General features: G+C 37.7%; 1 protein-coding gene. It reads left to right on the forward strand.

Annotation, left to right across the window (positions count from 1 at the left end):
- Window positions 1–692: 692 nt before the first annotated feature.
- Window positions 693–1,631, forward strand: a complete 939-nt coding sequence (locus EO125_RS09645) for a YadA-like family protein (protein WP_164726509.1) — start codon at window positions 693–695, stop codon at window positions 1,629–1,631.
- Window positions 1,632–3,328: the final 1,697 nt, after the last annotated feature.

Raw genomic sequence — 3,328 nt, forward strand, 5'->3', positions numbered from 1 at the left:
CCCTCAGAAACGGTATTTCATAATGTTTCTTCGGGGACACACCGTGCTCTTCTTGTGTTTGTGTGATTTAGGTAGTATGAAACGCCACAAGGCTACTACGCATAACTGCGTTCCTCTGGTGAAGATTTTGTGGGTGTTTGTTCGGAGTACACCGTGCTCTTCTTATATTTGTGTGATTAAGTCAATAATGCTGCCACAAGGTGTTCTACGCATGATTGCGTTCCTTACGGGGACTACGTCCTCTTAGGAATATTACCTTGGATTAAATTGATTAACAAAATAAGCGTGTGATACTTTCCACTATAAACTTATTATATAGTGAGATGTACTTCTGGATATGGCATGTCCTTTTGCGTTTATGTGATGTTATCAGTAAGTGACCACTACAAGGCTATTGCATCTTACTGATCTTCTTGGGAAGAGTATACTTTATGATAATTAAATAATGAAAATAGGTGGTTAATTGTATGATGAAATTGGATATCCAATACTATAAAAACATCCTCTTTTAATATTCGATTCGTGAAAAACGGGGGGGGGTACGCTGAAAGTGCAATTGTCTATTGCGTTAGGGAAATAGGATAGTTTAGAATAGAATTATGAAGTTAAAAAGTTAGAAAGTTATAAAGTTATAAAGTTATAAAGTTATAAGAAAGAGATTGTTTGGCAATACTGGAATGATGGAGGCTACGATGAAATTAAAAGGAAGAAATGAAAATAGGATGTTACATGTATTATATGGACGTAGACGAAATGCTATTGCATTGCTAATGGGAATGCTATTGCTTACTAATTGGACAGGTGTAATGGCAATTGATAGTGTTCCGGCTTTTGACTACAATGGTAAACCATATTACAATGATCGTGAAAATAACTATAACAGAGAACCATTTGAGGGGAATGCAAGTACAACGACTTCACCTGTAAGTGATAATGATGGTAATACAATAGGAAATGTCGACCTCCCTTATTATTTTGTACAAGGGGGAGAGAATGTAGATGTGGAAATGGGGAAGGAATTTGAGGATGAGAACGGTATCAAATATAATAGATTTATTGTTCACGGTAGCGATACGATTGTGACGAACAGTGATGACATTGTTATTGATACAGATAAGAGTGAAAATACTGAAAAGAAATTTGAGAAAGATACAAATCTATCTCCTGGACATAAGGAACGTAAGTATAGTTTGGCATTAAGTCAAGCTTTAAAGGATAAGATTAACCAAGCCTCTAGTGCTACTGCTTTTATTGGGGCAGTGGATAATCGTCTCAATCGTTTGGGTGCACAGTCGGCAGCTATGGCAGCGTTACATACTATGCAATATGATCCGAAGGAACCAACGACCTTGATGGCTGGTGTAGGTACGTATCAAGGTGAAAAGGCCTTTGCTTTAGGGCTGGCACATTATAAAAATAAATCCTTATTATTTCACGGTGGTGTTGCTTTAGGTAGCCATCATGATGAAATACAGGCGAATGCAGGTTTGAGCTGGAAATTTGGAGCATCCCAAGAGGTGGCAGAGACACAAGATAAGATTATTATCGAACAATTAATGAAAAAGAACGAAGAATTGGAAACTCGATTAGAACAGCTGGAAAAACGACTAGAGCTCGTTGAACGTCACTAGTGGTGCTATTCTGTCTTGTGGCATTATAGCGAAAATAGGTGAATTGTAGACCGCAATACACCTCCTCAGAAACGGTATTTCATAATGTATCGTCACTTGTTCCGCTATGTAGCCTGTGGCGTTCGTAACTGAATAGGGCAAAAGGAAGTCCGTAACACACCCCTTCTCAAACTATACAGTGGTTATGTTTGTTCAGGGGTATGTTACGGGCTTCTGTGTTTGTGTGATTCAGGTAGTGAAGGGGTGCCACAAAGGCTACTATGCATAACTGCGTTCCTCAGGAAAAGGGTGTGAGTGTTTGCTTGTTTGGGTCATACCGTGCTCTTCTTGTATTTGCGTGATTAAGTCAATAATGCTGCCACAAGACGTTCTACGCATAACTGCGTTCCTCAGGGAAAGGGTGTGAGCGTTTGTTTGGAGCACACCGTGCTCTTCTTGTATTTGTACAATTTAGGTAGTAAGAAAGGCCACAAGGCTACTATGCATAACTGCGTTCCTTACGGGGGATCACGGCATATCCTATTTAGGGGTGTCGCATTCGCTTAAATTAATTAAAGTAAAAAGAGAGCAGGGCACATTCCTTCAGAAACAGAATCTCATAATGTTTCTTCAGGAACGTGCCCTCCTCTTTCGCATTGTATTAAATTGAGATGAACATGAACGCGACAAGTACGATTATATTTGTGATGAAATGGAGCGTGATTTGTTTGGATTTGTTTGATTTAGTCGCTAACACTACCACAGGCTGCTATGCCTAACTGCTTTCCACGTGGTATCTCTGGTTAGTAACAGAGGCTACATAGTATTGGTTTTGCTTGGCGCGTATGATTAAGATAAAAAGTAATGTTGCTAGTAGTATATCTAATGTAGAAGTATAGTTAGGATGAAATGGTTGTGCTTTTACCAGAATAAGGATACTGATTGGTCTGATTTATTTATAGGGAAGACTTTCATAGGGATAAATGCTATCATAAGAATGTAAAGAAGTGATGATATAAGGATGTACTTTTTATATCGACAGAATGGTACATTTTTATATTGACATTTATATTTGCATTTACAGTTACAGTTACAGTTACAGTTAGTCATTCTTGAGTGGTTCCTGCTCTTTCTTGTCCCGTATAAGTTAGATGCGTGTTAATAGGAAAGTGCGATTGCATGATATGATGAAAGTATGAATAATCAATGAGGGTTATATGCAACTCAATGAGTAATTTTGAATGATTTTATGCAAGTGTTCAATTTCCTGCGTGCAATGTAAGAAGCAAGGTTTTTATATAATAAGGAACTGTAAAAGGGGGATTTTATAGGGGGCAAAAATTTTCTGTGAAGAGGGTTGCAATTTATTTGGAAATATCATATAATACATTCAGTGCTTGAGACACAAGTACTTTTAATTTTCTCTCACCCTTCGGGAGTAGGAAAATTAAAAAGATTAAAAATAACTGTTGACACGAAATTGTGAATCTGTTATTATAATCTAGTCGCCACAACACAGTGTTGTGAATGACAAAGTTGATTTTTGAAAACTGAACAATGTAAGGTAATTACTTCGAAAGAAGTAAACATAAGCCAGAGTGCGGGTTTCACAAAGCTGAAACCAACCAAATAAATTCTAGCCAAGCAATTGGCAACAACGAAACAAAATGAGCTATCAAATAGCTTCAAGATATCTTGGAGAGTTTGATCCTGGCTCA

Source organism: Veillonella sp. VA139, from assembly GCF_003992005.1.
GTDB lineage: Bacteria > Bacillota > Negativicutes > Veillonellales > Veillonellaceae > F0422.